The following is an 18,048-nucleotide window of genomic DNA, read 5'->3' as shown; positions in this document are numbered from 1 at the left end:
CCATGGAGGCGGATATGTCCGAAGCGGCCAGTCTGATGCAGGCGGTGCTGGGGCCCGCCCATGGCTCCCAGGATGCCGTCGCCTTCCTGGAGCGGGCATTGTGCAGCGAGGTCGATCCCCTGCATTTCTGCGCCGTTCATCTCGGTCTCAGTCCGTCCGAAATCATGCGCCGCGCCGCGGCCTGGGCCGGACTGAGCTATTATGACGTGGTGCCGCGTCTGGCGCTCGGCGCCATCCAGCCGCCGCGGCTCGAGGTTTTGAGAGATGTGCGCATGTTCAGGGTCAGGGTGCTGGATCGGAACGTGGCCTTCACCTCCCCCGATTTCTTCGGTTTGCTGCGGTTGAAACGCGCCTACGAGGCCAATCCCCGACTGCACCGCTCACTCTGTCTTGTCCCTGCTCCTGCGCTCCGCGAACTGATGGTGGATCTGGCCCAGGAGGGGCTGATCGATGGCGCCCGGCAGACGCTGTCGCGGTCATGGCCTCACGCCGCCGCACAACTGGACCTGCCCCGTCCGGTGCGCTGGGGTTTCGTGTTCGGTCTGGTCTTGTTGGCCGTGCTCGTGCTGGCCGCGCCCCTCACCGGCCAATATTGGCTGCTGCCCCTGTGGCTCCTCCTAGTGGTTCTGCCGATCCTGCTCCGGCTTGGCGCGCTACTGACCCCGGTTACGCCGCCTGCCGCCAATGTCTCGGAGATCGAGGATACGGACCTGCCGGTCTATTCCGTGCTCGTGCCGCTGCGTGACGAGGCCAATATGGTGGACCAATTGTGCCGCAGTCTCGGTCAGCTCGACTATCCCCGCGAAAAGCTACAGATCATTTTCGTGGTGGAAAGCCGTTCGCCTGAAACCATCGCCGCGGTGCGCCGCCATCTCGACGATGCCCGTTTCTCCCTGACCGTGGTGCCCGACGCGCCGCCGCTCACCAAGCCCAAGGCGCTGGATTTCGCCCTGCCGCTATGCCGGGGAGAATTCGTGGTGGTCTATGACGCCGAGGATCGCCCGGCGCGCGATCAATTGCGTGCCATAGTCGGCCAGTTCGCGAGCCAGCCTGATCTGCATTGCATCCAGGCACGCCTGCTGATCGGCAATGGTGCAGACGGTCCCTTGCCGGCGCTGTTCGCCGGCGAATATGCCGGTCTGTTCACCGTCATCCTGCCCGCCCTTGCCCGCTGGGGCGCCGTCATGCCGCTGGGAGGAACCTCGAACCATTTTCGTCTGGAGACGCTGCGGCAACTGGGTGGCTGGGACGCCTATAATGTTACCGAGGATGCCGATCTGGGGGTGCGGCTGGCGCGGCGGCGGCGGCGGACGGCCACCCATGTCAGCGTCACCATGGAGGATGCGCCAACCGCACTGGGCCCCTGGCTGGGGCAGCGAACGCGCTGGACCAAGGGCTGGATGCAGACTTACGCGGTGCACAATCGCCGCCCTCTTCTGCTGCTGGCGGATCTGGGCTGGTGGCGCTTCGTGCTGTTTCAGGTCACCATGCTGGGCATGCTGCTGGCCCCGCTGCTGCATTCGGCCTTCTCGATAACCGTCCTGACGGTGCTGGTCGGCGGCCTTCCGTCCGTCATCGAGCCCCATCCCTGGCTCATTGCCTGTGTTGCGGCCTGCCTCGTCGGTCAACTTGCGGCAATCGCCACCAATCTGGTGGGATTATATCGGACGGGGCAGACCGATCTGGTCCGGTGCCAGGCGCTGCTGCCACTCTATTGGCTGCTGATCGCCTGGGCCACCTTGCGGGCGCTGCGTGAATTCGTCCACCAGCCATTCCATTGGTTCAAGACTCCGCATGAAGCCAATCCCGCCACCCTCATTCTCCGTTCGGGCCGCCGGGCCGCATCGCCGAGCCCTGCTGCGATTCAGGAATCGGACGCCGGCTCATGATGAGCCGCCTTGGCCTCACGATGATGGAACTGGCCAGATAGTCGAATTCCGCGCGCTGGATGCGGCGGTCGAAAGCGGTGCAGTCGGGAAATTTTTGCAACAGGCTGGTCATGCACCAGCTGAAGCGTTCTGCCTTCCAGATGCGGGCCTGCGCTTGGCGGAATAGGAGGCGGTACGGGGCACTCCGGGCGTCAATGGTCATTTCCACTACCAAGCAACTGCTAAACACGTGCAGGTCGGGCTGATGTGAGGTCTTGCCGGGGAACTGGTGCTGCGTCGCATCTGGATTCTTTCCGTCAGTCTATCGCCGCAGACACCGGATCGAAAGCCTCTTCGCTCGCCTCAAGGACTGGCGGCGCATCGCCACTCGCTATGACCGCTGCGCAGGCACCTTGATGACCGCAATCACCATCGCAGCCATCAGAATCTGCTGGATCAATAAGTCCCAAGTCGGGCAGCGATATTCAATATGGCAATCATACAATCATTCTTGTTCTCCATCGGCAGCCGCTCTATAGGGGGGTGTGAGGGGAATGATGATGAAAGTTGAACTTGCCCGCGCCCGCGCACTGGCCGAGAACGGGCTGGGAGCCCTGGGCTATGCCGACGAGGAGCGGAAGCTGATCGCCGGCCATCTTCTGGACTGCGAATTGCGCGGACTGGGATTTTCCGGGCTGGCTCGCGTGCTGTCCATTGCCGAGCGGCTTCAGGCCGCGCCCAACACGCCTCGCCCGATGGCGGTGCTGCGCGAGACCGGTGTTTCGGCGCGGATCGATGGCGGCGACAATCTGGGCTATCTCGTGGCCGAGCGCGCCACCGATATGGCAATCGCCAAGGCCGAGGCCGCCGGCATCGCCGTTATCGGCGCCAGCGATACCTGGTATACCGGCATGCTCTCCTATTATGCCGAACGGATTGCCGCTGCGGATCTGGTGGCGATGATTGCCTCCAATGCCTCGCCCTGGGTGGCGCCCGAGGGTGGCTCTGAGGGGCGCTATGGCACCAATCCGATCTGCTTTGCCTTTCCCTCGGCCGATGAGTCGGTGATCTGGGATATCGGCACCTCCGCCATTATCCACGCTCAGGTGGTGGAGGCCCTGCGCCTCGGCAAGCCCTTGCCGGAGGGATTGGCGCTCGATGGCGCCGGGGCCATGACCATCGACCCCCAGGCGGCGCTCAATGGCGCTTTCATGCCCTGGGGCGGGCACAAGGGCAGCGGACTTGGGCTGGTGGTGCAGATGCTGGGCATGCTGGCGGGATCGCCCATGATGCCCGGCCAATTGCAGGATTTTGGTTTTCTCGTCATCGCCATAAAGCCGGACCTTCTGGTTGATATTGACATGTTCAAGCGCCAGATCGCCGATTATGCCGATAGCGTCCGCAGCACGAGGCCGCTGGCCGACGGTGCCGCCGTGCGCATGCCATTCGACCGGTCCCGCGCCGAGCGGGCCAGACGCCTTGCCGAAGGCTTCATCGAAGTTCCGACGGCCATCATCGCCGCACTGGACGATTTGCAGAAGGATTTCCGACCATGACTGTCTCGTCCGCCCTGGCCTCGCGCCTCTCCGATCCTCGCCTGCTGACCGATCGCGCCCTTGTGGGCGGCAAATGGATGAGCGCGGAGGAGGCTGGCAAGAGTTTCGAAGTGACCAATCCCGCGACCGGCGAGGTGCTGGCCGTCCTGCCCGACATTCCGGTGGAGGAGACGCGCCGCGCCATCGATGTCGCGGAACAGGCGCAGAAGGCCTGGGCGCGGCGGACCGGCAAGGATCGTTCCGCCGTGCTCAAGGCCTGGCACCGGCTCTGGACCGAAAGCGCCGATGATCTGGCCGCCATTCTGACGGCGGAACAGGGTAAGCCCTTGGCCGAGGCCAAGGGCGAAGTGCTCTACGGCGCCGCCTATCTCGAATGGTTCGCCGAAGAGGCCAAACGTATTTATGGCGACACCATCCCCGGCCATGCCGAAGATGTGCGCATCATTGTGCTGAAGCAGCCGGTCGGGGTCGTCGGCGCCATCACCCCCTGGAACTTTCCCAATGCCATGATCGCCCGCAAGGTGGCTCCGGCGCTGGCGGTGGGCTGCGCCATGGTGGCCAAACCGGCCGGCGAAACGCCGCTTTCCATGCTGGCCCTGGCGGTTCTGGCCGAACGCGCCGGCGTGCCCGAGGGGCTGTTCTCGGTGATCACCACCAGGAGCGGATCAAGCTTTGGCAAGGAACTGACCGACAATCCCAAGATCGCCAAGATCACCTTTACCGGCTCCACCGAGGTGGGCCGCATCCTGATGCGCCAGGGCGCCGAGCAGATCAAGAAACTGGGGCTCGAACTGGGCGGCAACGCTCCGTTCATCGTCTTCGATGACGCCGATATCGATGCCGCCGTGGAGGGCGCGCTGGCCGCAAAATACCGCAATGCCGGCCAGACCTGCGTCTGCGCCAACCGCATCTATGTGCAGGCCGGCATCTATGACGCCTTCCTCGACAAGCTCGTGGCCCGTGTCGGCCAGCTCAAGCTGGGCGACGGCTTCGAGCCTGGCGTCACAATCGGGCCGTTGATCAACCAGGCCAGCGTCGACAAGGTTCGGGAACATATCGCCGATGCGATCGAAAAGGGCGGGCAAGTGCGGCTCGGCGGCGACGCGAGCGCGCGCGGTCCGTTGTTTTTCAATCCCACGATCATCGCCAATGCCACGCGCGACATGAAGGTCGCGACCGAGGAAACCTTCGGTCCCCTGGCCCCGGTCTTCCGCTTCGATACCGAGGATGAGGTGATCGCGCTGGCCAATGATACCGAATTCGGGCTGTCGGGCTATTTCTATGCCACCGACATCGCCCGCGTCTTCCGGGTCGCCGAGGCGCTGGAAGTGGGCATTGTCGGGGTCAATACCGGGCTGATCTCCACGGAAGTCGCGCCCTTTGGCGGCGTCAAGCAGTCCGGCCTCGGGCGTGAGGGTTCCAAATATGGAGCCGACGACTATGTCGAGATCAAATATGTCTGTATCGGCAATGTGAAGTAAGGCGGGCGGGCAGGGCGCTTTCGGGCGCCCGCCCATCAGGCCAGATTATAGCTCATCAGCGCCGTGCGGGCGGCCTGCTGCACGTGGAAGACGGCGAGCCGCCGAGCCTCCGCCCCGTCATGGGCATCGAGCGCGGCAATGATCTGTTCGAGCTCCCTGAGGCTCTCTTCCGAGCGCGCCGGCATCTGTAGCGACCGGCCGCGCAGGATCATGGCGCGGGCATTGAGCATGTGAAGCAACGCTCCCAGCGCTTCATTGCCCGATCCCTGGATCAGACAATCATAGAACCGGTTCTTGGCGGCGAGTCGGGTCAGCACATCGCCCGTTTCATAGGCGCGACGCACCGCCTCGAAGGCAATATGGAGGGCCTTGCGATGCGTATCGCGGGCGCGCGTCGCAAACAATTCCGCCGCCAGGCCTTCCAGCACTTCGCGCACCTGATAGATGCCGATGGCCTGCTCGGCGCTGATCGTGGCCACGACCGGCCCCTTATGGGCGATAACCGTGACAAGCCCCTCTGATTCGAGCTGCCGCAGCGCCTCCCGCACCAGGGTGCGGCTGACGCCGGTCATGTCACAGAGATCCTTTTCCGGCATGCGGTCGCCGGCGCCAAACCGGCCTACGGCAATGGCCTGGCGAATGCTTTCGGTTACGCTGTGGCGAAGGGTGGAGGCGGGCCGATCCACCTTGAAATCATATTCTTCGCCGTTGACCTGGCTCATTTTTTTCCCCGGGAAATCCCCGATTATCAACATGGGCCGCTCTGTCGCAATGCGTCGCGCCGCTTCGGAACTTCTACACGGTCCGTGTCACCTCATCAAACGATATGCTCGTCATACAATCCTAAAATCATCTTGTAATAGCCGATCTGATGTTTTAGGGTTCCGGAAATTGCGGCTGAGTGCCGGACTGAGCGCCAAAGGCGTCGTGGAGGTTTATCTTGAAGCTTGCTGGCAAGGCAGCGGTGATCACGGGTGCAGGTGGCGGATTGGGTCAGGCTATGGCCAATACCTTTGCCGCCGAGGGTGCTCAGGTCGCTCTGCTCGACGTCAATGCGGACCTGGTCACTGCCGCTGCTGCTGCCGTTCCGGGCGGTCGTGGTCGTGCCTATGTTGTCGATGTGCGCGACCGTCTCGCGGTAAAGGCCGCCATTGATGATTTCGCCGCGCGTCAGGGTGGTCTGGATATTCTGGTCAACAATGCCGTGGCCTTCAGCTATGCGCCGCTTGTGGACATGGAAGAAGATATTGTCGATCGCATGCTCGATATCGGCATCAAGGGCGTGTTCTGGTCGTTGCAGGCCGGTACGCCCCATCTGATCGCCCGTGGCGGCGGTGCCGTGATCAATCTGTCGTCCATCGCCGTCTCCTTCTCCATCAAGAATGCGGCTGTCTATACCTCGATCAAGGGCGCGCTCGATGCCCTGACGCGCCAGCAGGCCGTCGAACTCGGCGCTCATGGCATTCGTGTCAACGCCATCGCGCCCGGTTCAGTCGAAACCCCCGGCGCCAGCTCGGTCATCGATGCGCAGGGCTGGGAAAGCCGCAAGGCGCGCACCCCGCTCAAGCGTTTGGCGACGCCCGAAGAGGTTGCGGCAGCGGCATTGTTCCTGGTGTCCGACGATGCCAAATCCATTGCCGGGGTGACCCTCAAGATCGATGCCGGCATAACAATTGCTGGTCCCTGAGGTGCATGATGGGGGGTCTTTGGGATCGGCGTTCAGCGACCATTGCCGGCCGGATTGCCGCCGAGGCGCATTCGGCAGGTGATTTTGACGCGGCAATAATCAACAAGGCAAAGCTCTGCCTCATCGATTATCTCGCCTGCGCCCTGGAATCGCGCGATCTGCCCTGGGCGGTTCAGGCGGCGGGGATTGCCGGTGAAAGGCCGGTCGGTGCGTCCCTGATCGGTCGCGCCAGAAAGGCCGGCGCCGCCGATGCCGCGTTCGCCAATGCGGTCGCCGGCCATGGTCTGGTGCGTGAAGACATGCATACCGGCTCCATTGCCCATCTCGGGGTCGTGGTCTGGCCCGCGCTGTTGGCCGCGGCGGCAAGTCACAAGGCTTCCGGCGCCGCCCTGCTCGATGCCGCCATCGTTGGCTATGAGGTTGGCGCCCGCGTCGGTCGCGCCCTGATGACGGCCGAACTGGCGCGGCTTTTCCGGCCCACTGGCCTGGTCGGGGCTCTCGCCGCCGCCGCCGCCGTCAGCCGGCTCCACGGGCTCGATGCTGACCAGACGCTCAACGCGCTCTCCCTCGCCGCCAATACCAGCGGCGGCCTCAATCAATGGCCGCATTCGGGCGGGTCCGAAATGTATTTCCATCCCGGCTTCGCTGCCCGCAACGGCATTGTCGCAGTCGAGCTGGCCCGCGCCGGCGCCATTGCCTCGGCGGATATTTTCGAAGGTGAGGCCGGTCTTTTCCGCGCCTTTGCCCGCCGCCCGCTGGCCGAGCCGATCAGCTTGTTTGCCGATGGCGCGGAAATTCTCTCGGTCTTCAACAAGGCCGTGCCCGCCTGCAATTTTGCCCAGACGCCCTGTCAGGCTGCGCTCGAAGCCGCCCGTAAACGGGGCGGGCTGCGGGTCGAGTCCATCCATATCGCCGCCTCCGATGCCGCCCTGCGCTATCCCGGCTGCAATGCGACCGGTCCCTTCGGCAATGCGCTCCAGGCCAAGATGAGCATTTTCTTCGGCGTGGCGGCGAGCATTGCCCGCGAGGCCATCGCCGAGGACAATTATTCCCGGCTCAATGATCCGGAAATTGCCCGGCTGATCGGCGTTACCACGCTTGTCGCCGACCCCGCCTTCAGCGCTGCCTTTCCCGGCCGCCAGGGCGCGACGGTTACGCTGGGTCTGGGGGACGGCAGCTCGGTTTCCGCTTCGCTCGCCGACGTGGTGCCGGCCAGTCCCGAACTCATCCGCTCCCGCTTCCAGGAAGCGGCGGGCAATGTTCTCGGCTCCGCCCAGGCGGACGAGCTCCTCACCATGATCGACTTGCTCGAAAACGAGCCTGATTGTGGCCGGCTCGATGCGCTTTGCGCGTCATCAGGCCCCACCAAATCCCTGCGGCAGGCCTCAACTTGACGATGCCTCTCGCTGCTTTCACTCCAGCCAATGGGTCAATCCATGACTGAGTTACAAATTGCTACCGAGGCCTTTCTGCAGGCCCTGGCGACCGGCCTGCAGGTTGGCGCCATCTATGGCCTGATGTGCGTCGGCCTCGCCATGATCTTCGGCATTATGCGGGTGATCAACTTCGCCCAGGGCGATTTCATGATGCTGGGCATGTTCACCGCCCTGTTCTTTTTCTCCCTGCTCACCCAGGCGCTGTTCGGTTCCTATATCGGCCCCTATGTGGCGGTGGCGCTGGCCGCGCCGATCATGTTCGGGGTCGGCTATCTGGTCCATATGACGCTGGTGTCCCGCGTCACCGGCAACCGCACCGCCAAGCTCGACGGCGAAGGCCATTATGCCCAGCTGATCCTGACGCTCGGCATTTCGCTGATCCTGCAGAACGGCGCCATGATGCTGTTCGGGCCGCAATTGGTGTCCATCCGCACGCCCCTTTCCTCGCGCGCCATCGAAATCGGGCCGCTCTGGGGAGAATGGGTGACGGTCTTCATCAATCAGGGGCGCGGCATTGCCGCCATTATCGCGGTGATCGTCATCGCGGGCCTGACCATGATGATCAATCGCTCGCGTCTGGGCAAATCGCTGCGCGCCGCCGCCGACAATCCGGAAGCCTCGACCTATATGGGCATCGACGTGAACACCGCGCACCGCGTGGCCTTTGCGCTCGGCACCATGATCACCGCGGTCGCCGGCGGCCTGCTGGCCACCAATTACCCTTTCCACCCCTTTGTCGGCGTGGAATTCGTCATCATCATGTATGCCGGCGTGGTGCTGGGCGGGGTCGGCTCGATCCTCGGCGCCTTCTGGGGCGGCATGGCCATCGGCCTGGTGCAGCAGCTCTCCACGCTGGTCCTGCCCACCCAATTGCAGAACGCGGCAATCTTTGTCGTCTTCCTTTTGATCGTAACGCTCAGGCCGCAGGGTCTCTTCGGGCGCGTGTCGGAAAGAACCTGACCCATGACCATCCTGCGCTCACTTCTTCCCGTCTTCATCATCGGCGCGCTCTATCTCGCCACCGCGATGATGGTGACCAATTCCTACCATCAGCTCCTGTTCACGCTGGTGCTGGTCTGGGCCTGTTTCGGCCTCGCCTGGAACATGCTGTCCGGCTATACCGGGCTCATCTCCTTCGGCCATGGCGCCTTCTTTGGTCTGGGCGCCTATGCCACGGTGCTTGCCCAGATCAATTTCGGCATCTCGCCCATCATCATGATCCCGGTTTCCGGCCTTATCGGCGCGGCGGCGGGTCTGCTGATCGGCCTGCCGACCTTCCGGCTGCGCGGGCATTACTTTGCCCTCTCCATGCTCGCCTACCCGCTGGCCATGGTCTATGTCTTTGACTGGCTGGGCTATCAGGAAGTGACCTTCCCGCTGGTGCGCGAGAATGCGGCCTGGTTCATGCAATTCTCCGATCCGCGCGTCTATACGATCATCGCGCTGCTCATGCTGCTGGCCTTCGTCATCGTCACCCGCATGGTCGAGCGCAGCCGCTTCGGCATGTCGCTCATCGCCATCAAGCAGAACGAGGCCGCTGCCGAAGCCGCCGGCATCAACACGCTCGAATGGAAGCTCAAGGCCATTGCCCTTTCAGGCGGCATGGCCGGCATGGTCGGCGCCTTCTATTCCATCGTGCTGCTGGTGGTGACGCCGCAATCGGTGTTCGGCATGCTGGTCTCCGCCCAGGCGCTGACCGTGGCCATGTTCGGTGGTGTCGGTACCGTTTGGGGCCCGATCATCGGCGCGGCCTTCATCATCCCGGTGGCCGATATTCTTCATGCCGAGCTGGGCTCGTCCTTCCCCGGCATCCAGGGCGTGCTTCTGGGCATTGCCATCGTGCTGGTCATCCTGATCGCGCCCGAAGGCGTGTTCTGGAAGGTCCGGGACCATCTGGCTCGCCGCAAGGGGGGCGCGCCTGCCGATGCAGCCGCGACTGTGGAAGCCGCCGCCGCCGAGGCCGCCTATGCAGCCGCAGGCAGCGCCGAAGTCGCGCCCAAGCGCGTCATCTCGGACGAAGTCATCCTCGACGTGCGCAATATCTCGAAGAGCTTTGGCGGCCTCAAGGCGGTCCAGAATGTCTCCTTCGAAGTGCGTCGCGGCATGATCCTGGGCATTATCGGTCCCAATGGCGCCGGCAAGACGACACTGTTCAACCTGCTCAACGGCTTCATCAAGCCGGACCAGGGCAATGTCATCGTCAAGGGCGTCGAAATGGTGGGCAAGCGCCCCCATGCGCTGGCCTCGGCGGGCGTCGGTCGCACCTTCCAGGTCATGCGTCCCTTCATGCGCATGACCGTGGCCCAGAACGTCAAGGTTGGCGCCTATGTGCGGGCCACGTCCGAGGCCCATGCCGAGGAACTGGCAGCCGAAGCCGTCCGTCGCGTCGGTCTTGCCAATGTGGCTGGCGAACTGGCCTCCGCGCTCACCACCAAGCAACTCCGGCTGATGGAACTGGCGCGGGCTCTGGCCGGTCAGCCCGAAATCCTGCTGCTCGATGAGACGCTTGCCGGGCTGGGCCATTCCGAAGTCGGCGACGTCGTCGATGCCATCAAGTCGCTCGCCGATGAAGGCGTCACCATCGTCATCATCGAACATACCATGCAGGCCATGGTGCGGCTGGTCGATGAATTCCTCGTGCTCGACCACGGCGAAGTCCTGCTCCAGGGCGAGCCGTTGGCCGTCACCAAGGATCGTCGTGTCGTAGAAGCCTATCTGGGCAAGAAGTGGAGCGAAAATGCTTAAGATCAGCCAGTTGCGCTCCGGCTATTCGGCCGTCCCCGTCCTCAAGGATATCGACGTCGTGGTCGAGGCCGGCCAGTTCGTTTCCATCGTCGGCCCCAATGGCGCAGGCAAGTCGACCCTGTTCAAGACCATCTCGGGCACGGTCGAGGCAATGGCGGGAACTATCGAGTTCGAGGGAACAAACCTGCTTTCCGTGCCGCCCGCCAAGCGTCCGCACATGGGCATCGCCCATGTGCCCGAGGGCCGGCAGGTCTTTGCCTCCCTCACCGTGCGCGAAAATCTTGAAATGGGCGCCTATACCCAGGCCGGCCAGGACAATTGGGCCCGCAATATCGAGCAGATCTACGAATGGTTCCCCAAGCTCAAGGAGCGCGAGGACCAATTGGCCGGCACCCTGTCGGGCGGCGAGCAGCAGATGGTGGCCATCGGCAGGGGCCTCGCCTCCTCGCCCAAGCTGCTGATGCTGGACGAGCCATCCATGGGCCTGGCGCCCGCCGTGGCCGACTTCATCTTCGACCGCCTCATGGACATCCGCAAGGCGGCGGGCCTGACCATTCTTCTGGTCGAACAGCGCGTGGCCGAAGCCCTGCAATTTGCCGACCACGCCTATGTGCTCGAAACGGGCCAGATCGCGCTGGAAGGCGACAATGAAACGCTCAAGGCCGATGACCGCATCCGCCAGGCGTATCTCGGCATGTGATGCCGCAATCTGCAAGAAACCATTCTAAGGGGAGTGAGACTATGACCAGAATGAACCGCCGCATGTTCGGCATCGGCGCCATCATGGCGCTGCCTCTGAGCTTCATCGGCGCCTATGCGCCGGCGCTGGCCCAGGACGTGGAATCCGTCAAGGTCGGGCTGATCGCTCCGACTTCGGGCATCTATGCCCGCTTCGGCCAGATCATGCAGATGGGCGCCGAAATGGCCATCGAGGACATCAATGCCGCCGGCGGCGTCGCCGCTCTGGGCGGCGCGCCGCTGGAACTGGTGGTCATCGATTCCGGCGACACCACGGAAAAGGCCAAGGCCTCGGCGCAGCGCATGGTCGCCGACCATCCCGAGATCGTCGCCGCCACTGGCGCCTATCTGTCCTCCTTCACCCTGGCGGTGACCGAAGTGACCGAGCGGGCCCAGCTCCCGGTGCTGACCTTGTCCTATTCCGACCAGATCACCGCCCGTGGCTTCAAATACGTTTTCCAGACCTCGGCTTCGGCCGGCGCTCAGGCGGGCATTGCCATCCCGGCCATTCTCGATCTGGCTGAAGCCACCACCGGTGTGCGCCCGACCACGGTCGGCATCATCACCGACAATACCGCCGCTTCGCTCTCCTCGGTCAACGCCATGAAGGAAGGCGGCCTGCTCGCGGCGAACAATCTTGAACTGGTGGTGGATGAAGTCTTCACCCCGCCGCTGTCGGACGCCTCTTCGCTGATCCAGCAGCTGCGTTCGCGCAAACCCGACCTGTTGTTCTTCCTGCCCACGGTGATCTCGGATTCCAAGCTCATCCTCGAGAAGATGAACGAGTTCAACGTCAAGATCCCGACCGTCTCCTTCGGCACCGCCATTGCCGAGCCGGACGTGCTCAACACGGTCAGCCCCGACCTGCTTCAGGGCGTGATTTCGGCCGTGGGCAATTATGCCTTCAAGGGCCATGAAGGCCTGATCGAGCGGATGAAGACCGAATATAACGAGCCCTGGATGTCGCAGAACGCCATCTCGACCTATGGCGATATGTGGATCTTCAAGGAAGCGCTGGAAATTGCCGGTGTCGCCGATCGCGAAGCTGTTGCCGAGACGCTGCGCACCATGGATGCCGGCCCCTCGCCCTATTTCCCGGGCGGCACGCTGGCCTTTGACGAGACCGGCAAGCGCGAAGGCGCTGGCCTCACCATCATCCAGTGGCAGGATGGCGTGCCGCGCACGGTCTTCCCGGCCGATATCGCGCTTTCCCCGCCGCTCTGGGAAACCAACTGACCTCACCATACCGCCCGGCGCCGCGGCGCCGGGCCATTCTAAAACGCTCCTCCCGTGGCGTTGCATCAAGGAAGTAAGATTATGAGCAAAGAAGTTTTTGAACGCGGCCTGGAAATCCGCAAGAAGGTTCTCGGCGCCGAATTCGTTGAGGCCTCGTTCAAGGCCGCCGATGAATTCAACCTGCCGATGCAGGAATTGACCACCGAATATTGCTGGGGCGCCGTCTGGGGCCGCGATGAGCTGTCGCACAAGCAGCGTTCCATGCTCAACCTGGCCATGATCGCGGCCCTCAACCGTCCGCACGAGCTCAAGATGCATATCAGGGGCGCCCTCAAGAATGGCGTGTCCAAGCTGGAAATCCGCGAGATATTCATGCAGGTCGCTATCTATTGCGGTATTCCGGCGGGCGTGGATGCGTTCCGCCTGGCCAAGGAAGTGTTCGAGGCCGAGGCTGCCGCCGCCAAGTGACTTTGGTCAGGGCGATCGCCGTGCCCCCGGGGGCGCGGCGTCTCCGCCCGATTTCAGAATGTGAGAGAATGAGCGACGATATCTACGAAGCCTTCGCTGTGGCCTATGCGCGGGTCGATCGCAATGCGAGCGAGAACTTCATCGGCGGTGATCCGCACAACGCTCCCATGCCGCTCAATTATTACGTCTGGGTGGTGCGCAACAGCGCCCGCACCATCGTCATCGATACCGGCTTCGACCAGCGCGGCGCCGAAATGCGCCATCGCACCATCGTGCATCCGGTGCGCGAGGGGCTGGCGGCGCTGGGTATCGATCCGGCCAGGGTCGATGATGTCATCATCACCCATATGCACTACGACCATGCCGGCAATAACGACCTGTTCCCCAATGCCCGGTTCCATCTGCAGGACCAGGAAATGGCGTTCGCCACCGGCCGCTGCATGTGCCATCAGGCCATGAACCATCCCTATGAGCTGGACGACGTCCTGACCATGGTGCGGCGTGTTTATGCCGGGCAGGTCTGTTTCCATGATGGCGAGTCCCAACTCTTTCCCGGCATCAGTCTGCATCACATGGGCGGGCATTCGCGCGGGCTCCAGGCGGTTCGTGTCAAGACCGCGCGCGGCCATGTCGTGATCGCCTCGGATGTGGCCCATCACTACGCCCATCTCCAGCAGCGCCGCGTCTTTCCGGTCATCGACAGCGTCTCCGCCGTGCTCGAAGGCTATGATCGCGTCGAGCGCCTGGCGAGCTCCACATCTCACGTCATTCCCGGACACGATCCGCTCGTCGCCTCGATCTATCCGGCATTTTCTCCCGCCACCCAGGAATGGATCGTGCGGCTTGACCAGCAGCCCCTCCCGCTTCCGGCACATTAGGAAAGAACATCTTCTATGGCTGATCTCATCGTTGGTTTCGTCGGTCTCGGACGCATGGGCGGCAATATGGCCGCACGCGCCCTCGCGGCCGGATTTCCGCTCGTCGTCTTCGACACCGCCGATGCGGCGACCAAGCCGCTGACCGATGGCGGCGCCACACGGGCGGCGTCCCCCGCCGATGTCGGCGCCAAGGCGGACATCGTCTTTGTCTCGGTGCCGACCCCCGACATCGTCCATGCCGTGGCGCTGGGCGAATCCGGTATCGCCAAGGGCGGCCGCGCCAGGATCATCATCGATTTGTCCACCACCGGCCCGTCCATGGCCAAGCGCGTCTCAAGCGAACTCGCGCCCCTGGGCATTTCCTGGATCGAGGCGCCGGTTTCGGGCGGCATCAAGGGCGCGCGCGAAGGCACGCTGGCCGTCATGGTCTGCGGCCCGAAGCCTGCCTTTGACACTGTCGAGCCGGTGCTCAAGAATTTCGGCAAGCTGTTTTATGTCGGGGAAGCGGCCGGCCTCGCCCAGGTGGCCAAGCTGGCCAACAACCTGCTCGCCGCCTCGGCCATGGTGATCTCGTCGGAAGCCATGGTGATGGCCGCCAAGGCCGGAATCGAGCCCGAAATCATGCTCGACATCATCAATGCCGGTTCGGGCCGCAATTCCGCCACCCAGGACAAGTTCCCCAAATCGGTGCTCCCGCGAAGCTTCGATTTCGGCTTCGCCACGGGCCTGTCCTACAAGGATGTCCGCCTCTGCATCGACGAAGCCGAAGCCATGGGCGTCCCCATGGTCGCCGGCGCCGCCGTGCGCCAGATGCTGGCCGTCACCCAGGCCAAATACGGCCCGACCTCCGACTTCACCTCCATCACCCGCGTCGTCGAGGAATGGGCCGGCGTGGAAGTAAAAGGCAAATCCGCGCCGTGATCGACTGAGAGCTTGAGGAGAAATATCTGGACCGGGTAAAATGCTCTGTGTGCTTTCCGGTGCCGACTTAAGTAATTGATATTCCGTTCATAGAATATGCAGAATGCAACGCGTTTTGTAACTCTAGATGCGAGCGGTGCCAGCGGCGTGGAGTGGACCCCGATTGCCCGGTCAAACGGGATCCACTCCACCGGTCCGGTCCCGCCCCCGTCGTCAGTTCCTTTTTGTCCAATGAACTGACGACGGGGAGGTCTGTTTTGCCGCGAAGACTTATCGTGCCTTACGGCTATACTGCGGGCGAGACACATCGATTGGGCTATTCGCTTAGCGTATATTTTGGACGGGAAGATCGATTTCGGCGTGATGACTCCGGCTTTTTGCTGACAAGCCCAATCTCGCCATCACTGCCATATGTTATCAGACTGAAGCCGGGCTCAAGGTTTGGCTCGCCTGGAGGCTAGTTTCGCTTCCGACTATTCTCGGTCTATGCGTGGCACGAGACGCTAGCTGTTGCGGTATCAAATTTCAGCATCAATTGCGGCCAACGCTGCATTTCATAGGACGGAATGTGCTCGCCCAACAGGTGGTACCGAAACCCTCACTCCTCTAAGTTGGAGGAAAATAGGGAAGGTATGCATCTGTCACTGTCCACATGGGCATTTGCTCGTCTGGCGCTGGAGGAAGTCCGCGCAGTTGCGAGTGCCATAGGCATTCATGCTATCGACGGCAACACGCGCTACCGGCCCGGTATCAGCGAAGACGCGCTGCTGGCCGATCCACTGGCCCCCGCAGCCCAGCTCCAGAACCTCGGGATCACGCTTTCCGACTATTTCCATAAGTTGGGCGCCGATACAGTGGACCGCAATCTGGCTCTCAAGGGAAGCATTGAAGCAAATGTCCGCGATCTGGAAAAGGTGCTGACCTTCGCCGATGCGGCTACCATACTCGCCGTCTTCTTTCTCCCCGACAGACCAATCCCGGTCGGGCAAGCCGCGAAGCGCTGCAGTCGCCTGTGGATTGTTTGAAGGCCATGATGCAAGTGGCCTCGCATTTCCGAACGCGTATCTGCATCGAGCCTGCGGTCCGTTCTCTGGCGGAAACACACTGGATCGCTGGGGAATTGGTGCGGCGGACCGGCATCGGCTTGGCGCTGGACTATTCCCACTTCGTCTGCTTGGGATACACGCAGGAGCAAATTGACACGTTGGTGCCGTATGCAAAGCATATCCATCAGCGGCAGGCGCGCCCAGGCCACCTCCAGGCGGCTTTTGACAGGGGCACCATTAATTTTCCGGCTCTTTTTGGGAAACTGCGGGATTCAGGCTATCGCCGGGCCTTGGCGGTAGAGTTCATACGCCAACTCTTTGCCAATGACAGGCCGGATGATGTCCGCACTGAGGCAGTCCTCATGCGTGACCGTTTCAACGGGTGGGCAACCGGTTTCCCCGACGGGTCTCTCTAATTCAGGTAGTAGCAGATATGGATGTTTCCGAACGCAGTGCTCTTTCGAGATACCTCGAAGAGAAGGTCATCGCCTATTGGCACGAGGTGGACTTCCGCTGGGGCGAGCGCGCGGAGGAGCACTACACACAAATGGCCGTCTTCGTGAGCCCGAATGCCAGATACGAAGGGCGCGACCAGATCCGCGAGTTCTACTCTTGGCGCAAGAGCAGGGGGGCGCGGGTCAATGTCCACCTCGTCAACAACTTCCACCTTCTTCATCTCGAGGGGGGACGGGCTGAAGTGAATTGGATCTGCACGCTCTTTGCAAGCGACGGAGAAGCGCCACAGCCATCAGCGGCGCCGGTGGCCATTTCGCTTGTGCATGACCTTTTCCTGCGACAGGAGGACGGCGAGTGGCTTTGTGAGGAGCGCCGCTGGCAAACCCTCTTCCGTGGCGGCGAAACAACGGCTCTTTCCACGAAAGAAATGGCGCGCCGGCTCGCCAGCAAGCCGGCTTCCTGACAGCTCACTCCGCCAGACGAAACGCATTCCGCCATTCCTCGGCCAGACCCTTTGCCCACGGTGTCCCCAGTGCACCCATAGGTGGATAAAGAATGAACAAGAGGGCCTTTATTCCGGGGGCTGACGGAGGTGTCGAAGCGGCCAACGCCAGGCGGCTGCTGCATGAGGTTGGGCGGCATGACGAGGTCTTCACCGAAGCGGTTTAAAGAGAAGGGGCCGGCTTTTGAGCCGGCCCCTTTGTTTGGCCAGGGTTCAGTGTGCCTACGCGAAGTAGAGCTTGAGCGGCGTTCGGCCGCCGATAGCGTGGCGCATATTGCTGTCCGGAACCCAACGCTTCAGTGCCGAAATCGTGTCTGCATAGGTGACGGTGCCTTCAAAGCCTGCAAAAGGCCAGTCGCTGGCCCAAACGAGACGCTCCCAACCGCCAGCGGAAACGAGGGCTGACGCACATCGGTCCGCCAGCCCAGGCTGCTTGAACCGGAAGCCTGCCGACAGCTTTACCCAAGTACGTCCCCGATCAATCGCATCCAGGATTGCGCGGAATGCAGGGTCGTCGATGCCGGCCTCGGTGTCGATGAGCCCGATGTGGTCGAGCACGACGCGAACGCCTGCCGCCTCGATAGCCCGGATTGTCGCGTCTATCCGATTCGGCCGATCTGTCAGGTGGATATGCCATCCCAGATCCGCACAGCGACGCAGCAGGCGGCGATATTCCTCCGAGGCAAGGTCCGGAATTGCTTCCAAGGGCCGCCACAGGAAACGCAAGCCGACAAAGCCGTCAGCGCGCAGGCTTTCGAGCTGGTAGATGTCCCAGGCGGTATCGACCATCGCGGTGCCCCGCAGGCGCTTGTTCGCCTTGATAGCCTTTCGGACATAATCATTGTAGGTACCATAGAGGCTGGCCGCGGAGACAACGCCAAAGCTTACCCCGTGCGCATCGAACGTGGCGAGGCATTGTTCGATGGAGGCGTCGTGATCGGGATGATGCCAGGCGGATTTCGCCAACGGCATGTCGGTCGTGTAGAGGTGAAAGTGAGAATCCACCAGTGGCGCGTCGTATATGGTCATT

Annotated in this window: 18 protein-coding genes and 1 pseudogene; 16 read left to right on the top strand and 3 right to left on the bottom strand. The window is 62.6% G+C overall.

Annotation, left to right across the window (positions count from 1 at the left end; genetic code table 11):
- The first annotated feature begins 14 nt into the window (after positions 1-14).
- Positions 15-1,889, top strand: a complete 1,875-nt coding sequence (locus H0482_RS14550; RefSeq protein ID WP_193730800.1) for a glycosyltransferase family 2 protein — start codon at positions 15-17, stop codon at positions 1,887-1,889.
- Here the strand turns inward: H0482_RS14550 and H0482_RS16665 are convergent.
- A complete protein-coding gene (locus tag H0482_RS16665) occupies positions 1,816-2,091 on the bottom strand; it encodes a hypothetical protein (RefSeq protein ID WP_407925736.1) in 276 nt (91 codons plus the stop codon). The two genes, H0482_RS14550 and H0482_RS16665, sit on opposite strands and share 74 nt — an antisense overlap.
- Positions 2,092-2,191: 100 nt before the next feature.
- Here H0482_RS16665 and H0482_RS16660 point away from each other — a divergent pair.
- The 3 genes and pseudogenes from H0482_RS16660 to H0482_RS14530 all read left to right on the top strand — a co-directional run.
- Positions 2,192-2,326, top strand: a pseudogene (locus H0482_RS16660) (IS5/IS1182 family transposase); the annotation flags it as partial.
- Positions 2,327-2,428: 102 nt separating this feature from the next.
- A complete protein-coding gene (locus H0482_RS14535) occupies positions 2,429-3,424 on the top strand; it encodes an Ldh family oxidoreductase (RefSeq protein WP_210319194.1) in 996 nt (331 codons plus the stop codon).
- On the top strand, positions 3,421-4,905 hold the full coding sequence (locus H0482_RS14530) for an NAD-dependent succinate-semialdehyde dehydrogenase (protein WP_193730798.1): 1,485 nt from the start codon (positions 3,421-3,423) through the stop codon (positions 4,903-4,905). The genes H0482_RS14535 and H0482_RS14530 overlap by 4 nt, the downstream gene beginning before the upstream one ends.
- Before the next feature lie 35 nt (positions 4,906-4,940).
- Here H0482_RS14530 and H0482_RS14525 read toward each other — a convergent pair whose 3' ends face one another.
- Entirely contained in the window at positions 4,941-5,627 is a 687-nt protein-coding gene (locus tag H0482_RS14525) for a GntR family transcriptional regulator (RefSeq protein WP_193730797.1), read from the bottom strand.
- A 218-nt stretch (positions 5,628-5,845) separates the two neighbouring features.
- Here H0482_RS14525 and H0482_RS14520 point away from each other — a divergent pair, with 218 nt between their 5' ends.
- The 12 genes from H0482_RS14520 to H0482_RS14465 all read left to right on the top strand — a co-directional run bounded on the left by H0482_RS14520 (position 5,846) and on the right by H0482_RS14465 (position 16,979).
- Positions 5,846-6,592 carry an SDR family NAD(P)-dependent oxidoreductase gene (locus H0482_RS14520; RefSeq protein ID WP_230989665.1) on the top strand — a complete coding sequence of 249 codons (747 nt, stop codon included), beginning with the start codon at positions 5,846-5,848 and terminating at the stop codon, positions 6,590-6,592.
- A gap of 8 nt (positions 6,593-6,600) precedes the next feature.
- The gene (locus tag H0482_RS14515; protein ID WP_193730796.1) at positions 6,601-7,986 is read left to right on the top strand and encodes an MmgE/PrpD family protein; all 1,386 of its coding nucleotides are present in this window, start codon (positions 6,601-6,603) and stop codon (positions 7,984-7,986) included.
- A 42-nt stretch (positions 7,987-8,028) separates the two neighbouring features.
- Positions 8,029-8,988 (top strand): branched-chain amino acid ABC transporter permease, encoded by a 960-nt coding sequence (locus tag H0482_RS14510; protein ID WP_193730795.1) that lies wholly within the window; start codon positions 8,029-8,031, stop codon positions 8,986-8,988.
- Between the two features lie 3 nt (positions 8,989-8,991).
- A complete protein-coding gene (locus tag H0482_RS14505; RefSeq protein WP_193730794.1) occupies positions 8,992-10,773 on the top strand; it encodes a branched-chain amino acid ABC transporter ATP-binding protein/permease in 1,782 nt (593 codons plus the stop codon).
- Positions 10,766-11,473, top strand: a complete 708-nt coding sequence (locus H0482_RS14500; protein WP_193730793.1) for an ABC transporter ATP-binding protein — start codon at positions 10,766-10,768, stop codon at positions 11,471-11,473. Before H0482_RS14505 ends, H0482_RS14500 begins: the two co-directional genes overlap by 8 nt.
- 41 nt (positions 11,474-11,514) lie before the next feature.
- Complete coding sequence (locus H0482_RS14495) at positions 11,515-12,747, top strand: ABC transporter substrate-binding protein (RefSeq protein WP_230989664.1); 1,233 nt, start codon at positions 11,515-11,517, stop codon at positions 12,745-12,747.
- A gap of 81 nt (positions 12,748-12,828) precedes the next feature.
- The gene (locus H0482_RS14490; protein WP_193730792.1) at positions 12,829-13,215 is read left to right on the top strand and encodes a carboxymuconolactone decarboxylase family protein; all 387 of its coding nucleotides are present in this window, start codon (positions 12,829-12,831) and stop codon (positions 13,213-13,215) included.
- Between the two features lie 68 nt (positions 13,216-13,283).
- Positions 13,284-14,093: an N-acyl homoserine lactonase family protein gene (locus tag H0482_RS14485; RefSeq protein WP_193730791.1), complete on the top strand. Its 810-nt coding sequence runs from the start codon at positions 13,284-13,286 to the stop codon at positions 14,091-14,093.
- Between the two features lie 15 nt (positions 14,094-14,108).
- A complete protein-coding gene (locus H0482_RS14480) occupies positions 14,109-15,014 on the top strand; it encodes an NAD(P)-dependent oxidoreductase (protein WP_193730790.1) in 906 nt (301 codons plus the stop codon).
- Positions 15,015-15,646: 632 nt separating this feature from the next.
- Positions 15,647-16,039, top strand: a complete 393-nt coding sequence (locus H0482_RS14475) for a hypothetical protein (RefSeq protein ID WP_193730789.1) — start codon at positions 15,647-15,649, stop codon at positions 16,037-16,039.
- On the top strand, positions 16,027-16,476 hold the full coding sequence (locus tag H0482_RS14470) for a sugar phosphate isomerase/epimerase family protein (protein ID WP_330998269.1): 450 nt from the start codon (positions 16,027-16,029) through the stop codon (positions 16,474-16,476). The genes H0482_RS14475 and H0482_RS14470 overlap by 13 nt, the downstream gene beginning before the upstream one ends.
- Before the next feature lie 17 nt (positions 16,477-16,493).
- Positions 16,494-16,979: a nuclear transport factor 2 family protein gene (locus H0482_RS14465; RefSeq protein WP_193730787.1), complete on the top strand. Its 486-nt coding sequence runs from the start codon at positions 16,494-16,496 to the stop codon at positions 16,977-16,979.
- A gap of 261 nt (positions 16,980-17,240) precedes the next feature.
- Here H0482_RS14465 and H0482_RS14460 read toward each other — a convergent pair whose 3' ends face one another.
- Positions 17,241-18,047, bottom strand: coding sequence for an amidohydrolase family protein (locus H0482_RS14460; protein WP_193730786.1), 807 nt, complete (start codon positions 18,045-18,047; stop codon positions 17,241-17,243).
- Between the last annotated feature and the right edge of the window lies 1 nt (position 18,048).

This window comes from Devosia faecipullorum, assembly GCF_015158295.1.
Classification (GTDB): Bacteria; Pseudomonadota; Alphaproteobacteria; order Rhizobiales; family Devosiaceae; genus Devosia; species Devosia faecipullorum.
This window is presented reverse-complemented; position numbering and strand designations above follow the sequence as displayed.